Origin of the sequence: Sphingomonas sp. CD22 (genome assembly GCF_034556155.1) — a bacterium.
Lineage (GTDB): Bacteria > Pseudomonadota > Alphaproteobacteria > Sphingomonadales > Sphingomonadaceae > Sphingomonas.
In genome coordinates, this window is the sequence record NZ_JAYDYX010000003.1 from 40,620 (window position 1) to 52,618 (window position 11,999).

Annotated in this window: 13 protein-coding genes; 5 read left to right on the forward strand and 8 right to left on the reverse strand. The window is 69.7% G+C overall.

The window, feature by feature from the left end; all coding sequences use genetic code 11:
- Window positions 1-21: 21 nt before the first annotated feature.
- Genes aroC through SFC76_RS06565 form a run of 4 tightly spaced genes read right to left on the reverse strand, consistent with a single transcriptional unit; the run spans window position 22 to window position 3,848 of the window.
- Window positions 22-1,092, reverse strand: a complete 1,071-nt coding sequence (gene aroC / locus SFC76_RS06550; protein WP_322848687.1) for a chorismate synthase — start codon at window positions 1,090-1,092, stop codon at window positions 22-24.
- Window positions 1,093-1,148: 56 nt separating this feature from the next.
- On the reverse strand, window positions 1,149-1,952 hold the full coding sequence (gene fabI, locus SFC76_RS06555; RefSeq protein WP_322848688.1) for an enoyl-ACP reductase FabI: 804 nt from the start codon (window positions 1,950-1,952) through the stop codon (window positions 1,149-1,151).
- Window positions 1,949-2,899 (reverse strand): YihY/virulence factor BrkB family protein, encoded by a 951-nt coding sequence (locus SFC76_RS06560; protein WP_322848689.1) that lies wholly within the window; start codon window positions 2,897-2,899, stop codon window positions 1,949-1,951. The genes fabI and SFC76_RS06560 overlap by 4 nt, the downstream gene beginning before the upstream one ends.
- A gap of 7 nt (window positions 2,900-2,906) precedes the next feature.
- Window positions 2,907-3,848 carry a DnaJ C-terminal domain-containing protein gene (locus tag SFC76_RS06565; RefSeq protein ID WP_322848690.1) on the reverse strand — a complete coding sequence of 314 codons (942 nt, stop codon included), beginning with the start codon at window positions 3,846-3,848 and terminating at the stop codon, window positions 2,907-2,909.
- Window positions 3,849-3,943: 95 nt separating this feature from the next.
- Between SFC76_RS06565 and SFC76_RS06570 the strand changes: the two genes are divergently transcribed.
- Window positions 3,944-4,210 carry a hypothetical protein gene (locus SFC76_RS06570; RefSeq protein ID WP_322848691.1) on the forward strand — a complete coding sequence of 89 codons (267 nt, stop codon included), beginning with the start codon at window positions 3,944-3,946 and terminating at the stop codon, window positions 4,208-4,210.
- A gap of 505 nt (window positions 4,211-4,715) precedes the next feature.
- Here the strand turns inward: SFC76_RS06570 and SFC76_RS06575 are convergent.
- Window positions 4,716-5,369 (reverse strand): hypothetical protein, encoded by a 654-nt coding sequence (locus SFC76_RS06575; protein WP_322848692.1) that lies wholly within the window; start codon window positions 5,367-5,369, stop codon window positions 4,716-4,718.
- A 110-nt stretch (window positions 5,370-5,479) separates the two neighbouring features.
- On the opposite strand from SFC76_RS06575, the gene SFC76_RS06580 reads away from it, so the two are divergent.
- The 4 genes from SFC76_RS06580 (at window position 5,480) to SFC76_RS06595 (ending at window position 9,598) form a co-directional block, all read left to right on the forward strand.
- On the forward strand, window positions 5,480-6,145 hold the full coding sequence (locus SFC76_RS06580; protein WP_322848693.1) for a response regulator transcription factor: 666 nt from the start codon (window positions 5,480-5,482) through the stop codon (window positions 6,143-6,145).
- A gap of 4 nt (window positions 6,146-6,149) precedes the next feature.
- A complete protein-coding gene (locus SFC76_RS06585) occupies window positions 6,150-7,508 on the forward strand; it encodes a HAMP domain-containing sensor histidine kinase (protein WP_322848694.1) in 1,359 nt (452 codons plus the stop codon).
- A gap of 27 nt (window positions 7,509-7,535) precedes the next feature.
- Window positions 7,536-8,639, forward strand: coding sequence for an NADH:flavin oxidoreductase/NADH oxidase (locus SFC76_RS06590; RefSeq protein WP_322848695.1), 1,104 nt, complete (start codon window positions 7,536-7,538; stop codon window positions 8,637-8,639).
- 83 nt (window positions 8,640-8,722) lie between these two features.
- Window positions 8,723-9,598, forward strand: coding sequence for an SMP-30/gluconolactonase/LRE family protein (locus SFC76_RS06595; RefSeq protein ID WP_322848696.1), 876 nt, complete (start codon window positions 8,723-8,725; stop codon window positions 9,596-9,598).
- A 241-nt stretch (window positions 9,599-9,839) separates the two neighbouring features.
- Here SFC76_RS06595 and SFC76_RS06600 read toward each other — a convergent pair whose 3' ends face one another.
- The 3 genes from SFC76_RS06600 to SFC76_RS06610 all read right to left on the reverse strand — a co-directional run bounded on the left by SFC76_RS06600 (window position 9,840) and on the right by SFC76_RS06610 (window position 11,993).
- The gene (locus SFC76_RS06600; protein ID WP_322848697.1) at window positions 9,840-11,420 is read right to left on the reverse strand and encodes an aldehyde dehydrogenase (NADP(+)); all 1,581 of its coding nucleotides are present in this window, start codon (window positions 11,418-11,420) and stop codon (window positions 9,840-9,842) included.
- A 115-nt stretch (window positions 11,421-11,535) separates the two neighbouring features.
- Window positions 11,536-11,814 (reverse strand): hypothetical protein, encoded by a 279-nt coding sequence (locus SFC76_RS06605; protein WP_322848698.1) that lies wholly within the window; start codon window positions 11,812-11,814, stop codon window positions 11,536-11,538.
- A complete protein-coding gene (locus SFC76_RS06610; RefSeq protein WP_322848699.1) occupies window positions 11,811-11,993 on the reverse strand; it encodes a hypothetical protein in 183 nt (60 codons plus the stop codon). The genes SFC76_RS06605 and SFC76_RS06610 overlap by 4 nt, the downstream gene beginning before the upstream one ends.
- Window positions 11,994-11,999: the final 6 nt, after the last annotated feature.

Sequence of the window (11,999 nt, forward strand, 5' to 3'; positions counted from 1 at the left end):
AGTGTTCCATTTGGTTAACGATTAGCGCCCCGTCTGGCCCCGGTGCAGCAACGCTTGGTCGGCGAGCACCAGCGCCATCATCGCCTCGACCACGGGAACGCCGCGGATGCCGACGCAGGGGTCGTGGCGGCCCTTGGTGGCGATATCGGCGGCCTGGCCGGTGCGGTCGATCGTCTCGACCGGGGTCAGGATCGAGCTGGTCGGCTTGAACGCGACGCGCAGCCGGATCGGCTGCCCGGTGGCGATGCCGCCGGTGATGCCGCCGGCATGGTTGGCGAGGAAATCGGGGCCGTCTGCACCGGGGCGCATCGCATCGGCATTGGCCTCGCCGGTCAGCGCCGCGGCCGCGAAGCCGTCGCCGATCTCGACGCCCTTGACCGCATTGATCCCCATACAGGCATGTGCCAGCTCGGCATCGAGCTTGGCGTAGAGCGGCGCGCCCCAGCCGGCGGGCACGCCCGTCGCCTCGCACGCGACCACCGCGCCGAGCGACGATCCCGCCTTGCGTGCGCCGTCGACCAGCGCCTCCCAGCGCATCGCGGCGGCGGGATCGGGGCAGAAGAAGGGGTTGGCGTCGATCGCCGCGTCGTCGAACGCGGCATAGTCGATCGCGTCGCCGCCGATCGCCTCGACCCAGCCGCGGATGCGCACCTGCGGGATCACCGCGCGCGCCACCGCCCCCGCGGCGACGCGCGACGCCGTCTCGCGCGCCGACGAACGGCCGCCGCCGCGATAGTCGCGGAAACCGTATTTGGCGTCATAGGCGTAATCGGCATGACCGGGGCGATAGGCGAGCGCGACCTCCGAATAATCCTTCGAGCGCTGGTCGACGTTCTCGATCATCAGGCTGATCGGCGTCCCCGTGGTGCGGCCCTCGAACACGCCCGACAGGATGCGCACCTGATCCGGTTCGCGACGCTGCGTGGTGAAGCGCGACGTGCCGGGGCGGCGCTTGTCCAGCCACGGCTGGATATCCGCCTCGCCGAGCGCGATCCCCGGCGGGCAGCCATCGACGACCGCACCGATCGCAGGCCCGTGGCTCTCGCCCCAGGTGGTGAAGCGGAACAGATGACCGAAGGAATTGATGCTCATTTTCCGGCCATCTCCTTAGCGGACGATGGGGTCAAGCTACCTGATCTTGGCGTAACTCAAGCCAGCGCGATATCCGGCGCGTCCTCGGCCTTCATGCCGATCACGTTATAGCCGGCGTCGACGTGGTGGATCTCGCCGGTGACGCCGCTCGCCAGGTCGCTGAGCATGTAGAGGCCGGCGCCGCCGACGTCCTCGATCGTCACGGTGCGGCGCAGCGGTGCGTTCAGCTCGTTCCACTTCAGGATATAGTTGAAGTCGCCGATGCCGCGCGCCGCCAGCGTCTGGATCGGGCCAGCCGAGATCGCGTTGATCCGGATATTCTCCGGACCGAGGTCGACCGCGAGATATTTGACGCTGGTCTCCAGCGCCGCCTTGGCGACCCCCATCACGTTGTAATGCGGAATGACCTTTTCGGCGCCATAATAAGTCAGCGTCAGGATCGAGCCGCCCTCGGGCATCAGCCGCCGCGCGCGCTGCGCCACCGCGACCAGCGAATAGGCCGAGATGTTCATCGTCATCAGGAAATTGTCGAGCGTCGTGTCGTAATAGCGGCCGCGCAGCTGCGACTTGTCGGAAAAGCCGATCGCATGGACGACGAAGTCGATCGTCGGCCATTCCGCTGCCAGCGCCGCGAAGGTCGCGTCGAGCGCCGCCATGTCGGACACGTCGCAGTCGAACAGTCGCGCCACGCCCAATTGTTCGGCGAGCGGGCGCACCCGCTTTTCCATCGCCGCGCCCTGGTATGAGAAGGCGAGCTCGGCGCCGTGTTCGGACAATTGCTTGGCGATTCCCCAGGCGAGCGACTTGTCGTTCGCCAGGCCCATGATCAATCCACGCTTGCCCGCCATCAAACCCGTCACGCCGTCTTCGCCTCCATAGTCGTCGGCGTCCCCTGTAGCGCCGGTTCGGGGGGTTCCGCCAGTGCCGCGTTGAGATGCGCGCCGAACACCAAGCCCAATCCGATCAGATAGAAGAACAGCAGCATCACCACCACCCCGGCAAGACTACCATAGGTCAGGTCATAGCCGCCGAGCTGGCCGAGCACCCAGGGCAACAACGTCGTCATGCCCACCCACCAGACGGTGGTGAACGCCGCGCCCGGCCATTTGCGACAGGTGGAATAACGGTATTTCGACGGCGTCACCGAATAGAAGAGCAGATAGAGCGCGCCGAACATGACGAGCCCCGGGATCACCCGCGACAGGCCGACCCAGCCGGCGACGCCTTCGGCGAAGGGCAGCAGGCGGTAGATGAACTGTTCGGCGGCGGTGAGGATACCCTGCACCAGGAAGCTCATCAGCGCGATGATCACCGACAGGATGATGACCCCCGACGACGACAAGCGCGAGCGCCAGAAAGGCGCGGTGGCCTTCAGCCCATAAGCGCGGTGGAAGATGTCGCGGATCGTCTCGACGAAGCTGCCGACCGTCCACAGGCCGACCAGCCCGCCCAGCCACAGCAGAGACCCCGTCCGCGCCATCAGCACGTCGGCGATCGGCTTGCGCAGGATGTCGGCGACGTTGGGCGGCAGTACGTGGAGGAACGAGGCGACCGCGCGCTGCGTCTCCGCGCTCTGGCCGAGCAGCGACAGCACCGCCGCGGCGGTGATGAAGAACGGGAACACCGTCATCAACGCCAGATAGGCGAGGTTGCCGGCGTGGATGAAGCCGTCGTTGAAGACGCCGAGCACGGCGCGCTTGGTGATCTCCCAAGCGGCCGGGCCGGGTTTCAGCTTCGCGAGCTGGTGGCGAGCGCCGTGGCGCTGATGCGCGCGGGCCTCGGGCGTAAGGGCGGTTTCGTCGGTCACGTCGCCGTCAGACGCCCATCGCACCCCGCGGGTTCCGCGGATCGGTCCAGCCCGCCACGAACTGTTGCAACGCTGCATCATCCGCGGGCACGTCGATCATCAGCGTGACGAGCTGGTCGCCGCGCGTGCCGTCCTTCTTGTGGAAGCCCTTGCCCTTGAGGCGCAGGGTCTTGCCCGAGCTGGTGCCCTTGGGGATGGTCAGCATCACCGGCTTGTCGACCGTCGGCGCGCGCACCGAACCGCCCGCCACCGCTTCCTTGAGCGTGATCGGCAGGTCGAGCCTCACGTCGTCGCCGTCGCGGGCGAAGAAGCGATGCGGCTGCACCTCGATCGAGACGATCGCATCGCCGGCGCCGCCGGGACCCTGTTCGCCCTTGCCGCCCAGCTTCATCTGCGTGCCGTTCTCGACGCCGGCGGGCAGCTTGAGATCGATCGTCTTGCCGTCGCCCAGCGTCACGCGCTGCGGTGCGAGCGTCGCGGCATCGACGAACGGCACCTGCAGCCGATAGGTGATGTTGGCGCCCTTGGGCTGCGGCCGGCGACCGAAGCCGCTGGCAAAGCCCCCGCCGCCGCCACGCGCCTGACCGCCGCCGAACAGGCCCTCGAAGATGTCGCTCATGTCGGCGTCGCCGCCGGTGCCGAATTCGTAGCCGGCGCTGCTGAACCCGCCGGGTCCGCCGCGCGCGGCGCCGGGCCGGGCGCCGCCATAGCCGAACGGCGCGGCGGGGTTGCCGTCGCCGTCGATCTCGCCGCGATCGAAGCGCGCGCGCTTGTCCTTGTCGCTCAGCAGGTCGTAGGCATTGGTGACCTGGCTGAACCGCTCCGACGCCTTGGGATTGTCCTTGTTGCGGTCGGGATGCAGTTCCTTGGCAAGCTTGCGGTACGCTTTCTTGATGTCCGCCTCGGACGCGCCGCGGGCGACGCCCAAGGTTTGATATGGATCGGCCATTGGTTCCCCATTGGTGTATTACGGACCTATGTGGGGGAGGGCGGCGCGCAACGCAATCGCTCGCTGCATCGTTGGTGGAGTCGAGGAGATTCGAGATGACCGACAAGCAGCCGATGCAAGCGACCGACCCTGATTCCGCCGCCAGGCCCGCCCGTAACGACGGCGTCGAGCAACCGTCGGGCAAGTCCGCCGGCGAGAGCGAAGGCGGCGCCTATCCCAACCCGCATACCGGCAAGAGCAGCAAGGACGACGTCGGTGGCGGCTTCATGGGGCACGGCGGGCAGAGCGGCATGCCATATTCCGGCACCGGCGACGGCGACACCGACGACGATGTCGGCAATGCGAATGCGGTGACGAAGTAACGGCTTGGGCGCGGACGTCCGACCCGTCGCCCTGTATCGGTCTGGACCCCTGCAACCGCCCCAGTGCTCCTGCGAAAGCAGGAGCCCAGGAGTCTCGATCGCCGTAAGACGTTGTTCTGCGTGGCCCTAGGCTCCTGCTTCCGCAGGAACACTTTGCTGCTCGCTCGCTCTGCGGAAGCCGGTACGCCCCACACCAGCATTGTACCCCGGCGGAGGCCGGGGCCCAGTTGGGCGAAGGTTTGTAATGACCACAACGGCTTTCCCAACTGGGCCTCGGCCTTCGCCGGGGTGCATCCGGTGTTTCGCAGCGGTTTCGAACGCGTCCGGGGTGACGGGGCGTTCGGACCGATCGATCGAGCCTCATCACCGCAGCCCATGCGACTGCCCTTCGCCTTCGCGGGAGAGCAGGCGCAACATCTTCGCGTCTTCGCGTCTTCGCGCGAACCTCTTCCCGTCCGCCCAAAGAAAAGGACCGGCCGCACGCGGCGACCGGTCCTTCGTTGCTTCAGCGCGCCGGCGTGGGTGCCGGGGCGGGCGCTGCGGCCGGGGCATTGGCCGCGGGCGGCGGCGCGGGCACGTCGCGGCCGTTGGCGGGCGGCGGCGGCGGCGGTGCGTCGCGACCGGCGACGGGCGGCGGCGGCGGGGTGCCGGCGGGGCCTGCACCCGGCGGGGGCGGCGGCGGGCCGTCCGGGCGACCGACGCCGGGGCCGCCGGGGCCGCCAGGACCGCCGGGGCCACCGGGACCACCCGGACCACCGGGGCCGTGCGGACCGGGGCGCGGGCCGACTTCGCTCACCTGACCCGACGGGCCGACGAGGAAGTGGGCGCGCAGCTGACCCTCGTCGTAGCGGCCCTGCACCAGCACCGCATTGCCGCGGGCGACGTTGGCGGTGCCGTCACGCCCCGCGTCGATCATCGCCCGGCCGCTGCCGTCCTGAACGACGAAGCGGTCGCCGAACACCTCCGCCACGCGGCCCTTGATCGTGACGATGCCGCCGGTGTTCGCCAGCTTGGCGATCGGCGTCGCGATCGTCGGGGCCATTTCGATGCTCGGCCGGGTCAGGGCGACCGCACCTGCGCCGCCGGCGGCGCCGACCGCGATCAAGGCCGCTGCGCCGAGTGCCAGACGCTGGCGGGTTCCGATATGTAGTCTTGCCATCGATCGTCTCCATTTCGTGTGTCGATGACAGGCTTCTAGGGTGATTCGTCCGACCCCCGCTGAACCGGGCGGTTCAGTTTCGGTTTAGTGGGGGAGGATAGGGCCACATCATGCGTATCTTGCTAGTCGAAGACGATGACGAACTGGGCCCGGCGATCGCGCGCGCGCTGCGCGCCGAGCATTTTGCGGTCGACCTCGTCGCCGACGGCATCGACGCCGGCCATCTCGGCGAGACCGAGACGTATGACGCGGCGGTGCTCGACCTCGGACTGACCGGCAAGGACGGCATCACCGTGCTGCGCGACTGGCGCGCGGCGGGGCGCGCGCTGCCGGTGCTGATCCTCACCGCGCGCGACGGCTGGTCGGACAAGGTCGCCGGCTTCAAGGCGGGCGCCGACGATTATCTGGTCAAGCCGTTCCGCGTCGAGGAACTGGTGATGCGGTTGCGCGCGCTCGTCCGCCGCGCCGCCGGCCATGCGCAACCGGTGCTCGCCTGCGGGCGGCTGTCGTTCGATACGCAGATCGGCCATTTCGAGCTCGACGGACTGCCGCTCAAGCTCACCGCGTTCGAATGGCGCGTCCTGTCGACGCTGATGCTGCGGCGCAAGGCGGTGATCGAGCGGCTCGACCTGCTCGAACGCGTCTACGAAGGCGACGCCGATGTCGATTCGAACAGCCTGGAGGTGATCGTCGGCCGACTGCGCCGCAAGATCGGCGCGGAGATGATCGAGACGATCCGCGGTCGCGGCTATCGCCTGACCTGCGGCGAGGGCTGAACCTATGCCCAGATCAATTCAGGGCCGGATGCTGCTGCTGTCGGCGGTGGCGATCCTCGCCGCGCTCGCCATCGCCGGCTGGGCGATCGCCGGCGTGCTCGAACGCGTCGTGACCGAGGGGATCGACCGGCGGCTCGATGCGGAGATCGCGTTGCTGGCCAGCACGGTCGACCGCGACGGCCGCGTCGATCGCGCGCGGCTGGATGCGCGCGCGGGCGCGCTGGAGGCGGGGCGCGGCTGGCACTGGCGGATCGAGGGGCCGGACGGCGCGATCGGCTCGACCGATACGCCGTTGCTCCGCGCCGGACCGCAGCCGGGGGAAGGACCGCCGGGTCCGCCGCCGATGCTGCGCGACGCCGCGGAGGGTCCGCAGGTGCTGGAGGGCTGGGATCATGCCGGGCGCAGCGTCCACGCACGCCGGCTGCAACTGAAGACCGGCCGCGGCGACGTGGCATTGCTCGCCGCCGCGCCGCGGTCGGTGATTGCGCGGCCGTTGCGCGATGCGCTGGTGCCGTTGCTCGCGGCGCTGGCGATCCTGGCCGGGCTGCTCGCGCTCGCCACGATCGTCCAGCTGCGGCTCGGCCTGAAGCCGCTCGGCCGGATGCGCGCGCAGGTCGCCGCGATCCGCAACGGCGACCTGACGCAGGTCGACGAGGACCAGCCGGTCGAGCTGCGCGGCCTCGCCGCCGAACTCAATGCGCTCGCCGCCGATCGCGCCGCGGCGCTCGCCACCGCGCGCCAGTCCGCCGCGAACCTCGCGCACGCGCTCAAGACGCCGGTGGCGACGCTGGCGCTGAGCGTGCGCGACGATCCGGCGCGGGCGGCTCAGGTCGCGCGGATCGACGCGACGATCCGCCACCATCTGTCGCGTGCCCGCGCCGGGACCGTCGACGCCCGCGCCAGCACCCGCGTCGCCCCTGCGGTCGCCGATCTCGCGGTGGCGATCGGCCGGTTGCACGCCGGGCGCGGCATCGCCGTCACGCATGCGGTCGCGGGCGATCCGGTCGCGGCGATGGACGCGCAGGATTTCGACGAATTGCTCGGCAACCTCCTCGACAATGCCGCGCGTCACGCCGCGACGCAGGTCTCCGTCGCGGTACGGGCGCAACCCGGCGACGCGCGCCGGCTCGACCTGATCGTCGCCGACGACGGTCCCGGCATCCCCGCCGCCGACCGCGCCCGCGTCACCCAGCCCGGCGTGCGGCTCGACGAGCGCGGCGAGGGCCATGGCTTCGGCCTCGCGATCGTGCGCGAACTGGCCGAGCTGCACGGCGGCCGGCTGACGCTCGCCGAGCGCGAGGGCGGCGGATTGGAGGCACGGGTCAGCGTACCCGCACGGCACCAATCGCCGTCCGAAGCGTAACGCCTGCATCCCCTTCGCGAGGTCTCCATGTCTTCTGCCCTGTTCCAGCCGATCGCCATCGGCAGCACGACCCTGTCCAATCGCATCGTCATCGCGCCGATGTGCCAATATTCCGCCGAGCATGGCCGGATGACCGACTGGCATCTGATCCACCTCGGCCATCTCGCGCTGTCCGGCGCCGGGCTGCTGACGATCGAGGCGACCGCGGTCGTGCCGGAGGGGCGGATCACCTATGGCGACGTCGGCCTGTGGGACGATGCCACCGAGGCAGCGATGGCGCGCGTGCTCGAATCGGTCCGCCGCCATTCCGACATGCCGATCGCGATCCAGCTCGCCCATGCCGGCCGCAAGGCGTCGACCGATCTGCCGTGGAAGGGCGGCAAGCAGATCGCGCCGACCCACGCCGAGGGCTGGCAGACCGTCGCCCCGTCGCCGCTATCCTTCGCCGAGGGTGAAAATCCGCCGACCGAGCTGACCACCGACGATCTCAAGCGCCTCGTCGAGGCCTTCGCCGAATCCGCCCGCCGCGCCGCGCGGCTCGGCATCGACGCGGTGCAGCTCCACGGCGCGCACGGCTATCTGCTGCATCAGTTCCTCTCGCCGCTCTCCAACCGACGCACCGACGATTATGGCGGCAGCCTGGAGAACCGGATGCGCTTCCCGCTCGAAGTCCATGATGCGGTGCGCGCCGCTTTCCCGGCGGACAAGCCGGTGACGATGCGCGTCTCGGGCAGCGACTGGGTGGAGGGCGGCTGGGACGCCGAACAGACCGTCGCCTTCTCCCGCGCACTGGAGGCACGCGGCTGCGCGGCGATCCACGTGTCGAGCGGCGGGCTCGATCCGCGGCAGCAGATCCCGGCGGGCCCGAGCTATCAGGTGCCGCTCGCGCGTGCGGTCAAACAAGGCTGCGGATTGCCGGTCGTCGCGGTCGGCCTCATCACCGAATACGAACAGGCCGAGGCGATCGTCGGCACCGGCGATGCCGATATGATCGCGCTCGCCCGCACCATCCTCTACGATCCGCGCTGGCCGTGGCATGCCGCCGCGCATCTCGGCGCGCACGTCAAGGCACCCGACCAGTATCTGCGCTCGCAACCGCGCCAGTATCGCGACCTGTTCGACATGGATTGAAGCGTCCGGCGGCATTTGTCAGACTAGACGGATGCCGCCCTTCGGTGGATGAAGCGCGCGACCAGATCAGGAGAGGAATGGCGATGACCGATCATAATGTTCGTACCGTGGTGCCGGTGCAGGCGGTGCTCGGCGAGGGGCCGGTATGGGTCGCGCGCGAACAGGCCTTGTGGTTCGTCGACATCAAGAGCCGCCACATCCACCGCTACGACCCGGCGACCGGCGATACGCAGCGCTGGGATGCGCCCGACCAGGTCGGCTGGATGCTGCCGAGCGCCGATGGCGGGATGATCGCCGGCCTGCGCACCGGGCTGCACCGTTTCCACCCCGCGGACGGCAGCTTCACCTTCCTCGCCCGGCCCGAGGGCGATCCCGCCGGCAACCGGCTCAACGACGCCGCGACCGACGGTGCGGGGCGGATCTGGTTCGGAACGATGGACGATGCCGAGACCGATAGGAGCGGCCGCGTCTATCGCCACGCCACCGGCGTCGTCACCGACAGCGGCCTCGCGCCGGTGTGCATCACCAACGGCCCCGCGATCGCCGGCGACGGCGTGACGCTCTACCACACCGACACGATCGGCAAGACGATCTGGCGCGCGACGATCGATGCCGACGGCACGCTCGGCGAGGCGGTGCCGTTCGTCACGATCGAGGAGGGCACGGGGCATCCCGACGGCTCGGTGGTCGATGCCGAGGGCTGCCTTTGGGTGGCGCTGTGGGGCGGCTGGGGCGTGCGGCGCTACGACCCGTCGGGTCGGCTGATCGGCACGGTCAGGCTGCCGGCATCCAACATCACCAAGATCGCGTTCGGCGGCGCAGACCTGCGCACGGCCTATGCGACGAGCGCGCGCAAGGGACTGGACGAGGCAGCGCTGGCGGACCAACCCGAGGCGGGCAACGTCTTCGCCTTCGATCCCGGTGTGGCGGGCGTGCCGGTGACGCCGGTGGCGCTGTAGGGGGTGCCGGTTTCGGCGGGCAGTCCCTGAAGCTCGGAACGGTTTTCCACCATCTTCGTCACTTCGGAACGGGTCGAGACTTCTACGAAAGTCGGTGCGCTCCACACCAGCGATACGTCAGGCGCTTCGCAGACGTCTCGAACACGTCCGGGGTAACGGGTGGAAGCGGACGCGAACCCCAGACCGGCAATCCGGTTCGATAGCCCTCCCCCGCCGAAGCGAGGGAGGGATCGGTTTCGGTTTACCGCGGGCTCGCCTCGCGCTTGCCGTCGAGGCGGCGCGCGATGCTCCAGGCGTTGTCGTCGTGCAGCGGCTTGGGCAGCAGCGCCGGCGCGAGGTTCTGGAAGCAAACCGGGCGCAGGAAGCGCGCGATCGCCAGCGTGCCGACCGAGGTCGTCCGCCCGTCGCTCGTCGCGGGGAAGGGGCCGCCGTGGACCATTGCCGGCGCCACCTCGACACCCGTCGGCCAGCCGTTGGCGAGGATGCGGCCGACGCGGCGCGCGATCACGGGCACGAGCTTCGCCGCCTCCGCCTCGTCGGCAGGATCGATCTGCAGCGTCGCGGTGAGCTGGCCTTCCAGCTTGGCGATCACCGAGGCGATCTCGCCGAGGTCGCGGCAGCGGACCAGCATCGACGACGAGCCGAACACCTCGTGCGACAGCTTGACGTCGGCGAGGAACTGGTCGGCGGTCGTCTCGAAGAACGCGCCGACCGCCTGGTTGACGCCATCGCCGCTCTTGCCGCGCGCGACGGTGCGCACCGCCTGATGGCCGGCGAGCGCCTCGACGCCCTTTTCGAAGCTGGCGTGGATGCCGGGCGACAGCATCGTCGCCGGCGCGCTTTCGGTCAGCGCCGAACCTGTCGCCTCGACGAAGGCGTCGAGATCGGGGCCGTCGACCGCCAGCACGAGGCCGGGGTTGGTGCAGAACTGGCCGGCGCCCATCGTCAGCGAGCCGACGAATTCCTTGGCCAGCGCCGCCCCGCGCGCGGCGAGCGCGGCGGGGAAGAGGACGACCGGGTTGATGCTCGACATTTCGGCATAGACGGGGATCGGCTCGTCACGCTCGGCGGCGATGCGTACGAGGGCGAGGCCGCCGCCGCGCGAACCGGTGAAGCCGACCGCCTGGATGCGGGGATCGGCGACCAGCGCGCCGCCCAGCTCGTTGGTCTCGCCGGGCAGATAGGAGAAGACGCCACTGGGCAGGCCGGCGTCCGCGACCGCCTTCTGGATCGCGCGCGCGACCAGCTCGCCGGTGCCGGGGTGCGAGGGATGGCCCTTCACCACCACCGGGCAGCCGGCGGCGAGTGCCGAGGCGGTGTCGCCACCCGCCACCGAGAAAGCGAGCGGGAAGTTCGACGCACCGAACACCGCGACCGGGCCGATCGCGAGATTGACGCGGCGCAGGTCGGGGCGCGGCAGCGGCGCGCGGTCGGGCAGGGCGGGATCGATCGTCGCGTCGAGGAAATCGCCCTGGCGCACGACGCCGGCGAACAGCTTGAGCTGGCCGACCGTACGGCCGCGCTCGCCTTCCAGGCGGGCGCGCGGCAGGCCGCTTTCGGCGATCGCACGCTCGATCAACTCGTCGCCGATTTCGAGGATGTTCTGCGCGATGCCTTCCAGAAACGCGGCGCGCGCTTCGAGGTCGGTCGCGGCATAAGTCGGGAACGCGTCTTCGGCGAGCGTGCAGGCCTCGGTCACCGCATCGGCATTCGCCGACGAGAAGTCCGGGGTCAGCGTCTCGCCGCTCGCCGGGTTCACCGCGGTGAACCGGTTCGCGGCCTGGCGTGCTTCGCCACCGATCAGCAGGGCGCCGTCGATCATGGAAATACCTCTCTCGGAAATTGTCAGAGTTATTCTAGGGACCCGATCGCCCCGCGACAATGGTGCACGTCGCGCCGATCGCGCACCTGAGACGCAAGAGACGCAGGCACCGCGATCAGCGGTCGGCGACGAACGTCACTTCATCCTCGGTATTGTGCGGGTCGAGGTCCCACGCCGCGGCGACCTGTTCGACCGCACGGCGCGCGATCGCGTCCAGCTCTTCGGGGCAAAAGGCCTGCACGTCCCAATTGTGGCCGGCCTTGCCGTCCCAGGGATCGGCGAGCGTCGGCAGCATGAACTCGATCTTCGCTCCCTCGCTATCGAGCGACAGCCGCAACGCCGCCTGATTGAGCTCGTCGCGCAGCGCCGACGCCCCCAGCACCGGCCGGCTCATCGCGACACCGGCTGCGGCACTGGCGCGAGCGGCAGAGAATAAGGACCGGCCATGATCGTCTCCTTCGATTCAGCAGCAAGCGCAGCGCGACCCAGATCGTTCCCGATCCGCGGCGACGTTGCAACGTCCGTGTCACATACCGGCGGGATGGCGGCGGCTTGGGCGAGATCGACATTCATCGTCGG

Coding starts and splice junctions, on each gene's coding strand:
- aroC (WP_322848687.1), bottom strand. CDS start 1,092: ATGAGCATCAATTCCTTCGGTCATCTGTTCCGCTTCACCACCTGGGGC.
- SFC76_RS06565 (WP_322848690.1), bottom strand. CDS start 3,848: ATGGCCGATCCATATCAAACCTTGGGCGTCGCCCGCGGCGCGTCCGAG.
- SFC76_RS06570 (WP_322848691.1), top strand. CDS start 3,944: ATGACCGACAAGCAGCCGATGCAAGCGACCGACCCTGATTCCGCCGCC.
- SFC76_RS06575 (WP_322848692.1), bottom strand. CDS start 5,369: ATGGCAAGACTACATATCGGAACCCGCCAGCGTCTGGCACTCGGCGCA.
- SFC76_RS06580 (WP_322848693.1), top strand. CDS start 5,480: ATGCGTATCTTGCTAGTCGAAGACGATGACGAACTGGGCCCGGCGATC.
- SFC76_RS06585 (WP_322848694.1), top strand. CDS start 6,150: ATGCCCAGATCAATTCAGGGCCGGATGCTGCTGCTGTCGGCGGTGGCG.
- SFC76_RS06590 (WP_322848695.1), top strand. CDS start 7,536: ATGTCTTCTGCCCTGTTCCAGCCGATCGCCATCGGCAGCACGACCCTG.
- SFC76_RS06595 (WP_322848696.1), top strand. CDS start 8,723: ATGACCGATCATAATGTTCGTACCGTGGTGCCGGTGCAGGCGGTGCTC.
- SFC76_RS06600 (WP_322848697.1), bottom strand. CDS start 11,420: ATGATCGACGGCGCCCTGCTGATCGGTGGCGAAGCACGCCAGGCCGCG.
- SFC76_RS06605 (WP_322848698.1), bottom strand. CDS start 11,814: ATGAGCCGGCCGGTGCTGGGGGCGTCGGCGCTGCGCGACGAGCTCAAT.
- SFC76_RS06610 (WP_322848699.1), bottom strand. CDS start 11,993: ATGAATGTCGATCTCGCCCAAGCCGCCGCCATCCCGCCGGTATGTGAC.